This is a genomic window from Gilliamella sp. Pra-s60, assembly GCF_009795755.1.
Classification (GTDB): Bacteria; Pseudomonadota; Gammaproteobacteria; order Enterobacterales; family Orbaceae; genus Gilliamella.
Window position 1 is genome coordinate 1 of the sequence record NZ_WTFA01000052.1, and the last position, 441, is coordinate 441.

1 protein-coding gene is annotated in these 441 nt (G+C 44.9%); it reads right to left on the reverse strand.

Annotated features, from left to right (window positions below; translation table 11 throughout):
• On the reverse strand, nt 1-441 hold a 441-nt coding region (locus tag GQ596_RS10975), incomplete at both ends, for a hypothetical protein (RefSeq protein ID WP_160401758.1).

Genomic DNA, 441 nt, shown 5'->3' on the forward strand with positions numbered 1-441 from the left:
CAGTCGTTGGAAAGTTCCTGTCGTAAGATGATGGACTCGTTGATTGAGTTAAGAAGCCCTTACTAGGATTCCATATGTTAGATGGACCTGCATAGCCGGGGTCTTCCCAAAAATCATCAATGCCTCTTGTTCCACCAAACAACAAATCCGGCCTGACCGAACAAATAACGGGCTGTGATGAATTCGGATTAATATAATAATCCACTGTAGCGCCACTAAAACTACTACTCCTTGGAACCCCATACTGCGTGCTTAATGTGCCACCTGTACTTGTTAAAGTTACCTTATAAGGTGCACTACATAGACTTAATGCATCGCTGCGATTAACCGTAGTACCATTTTTATCGGTAAACGCCACCGATATACTCCCCGATGCCGTTACTCCACCTACTCCCTGTCCGTCTCCATCATCATCTCGCCAATATCCCTGACTGACCAAAT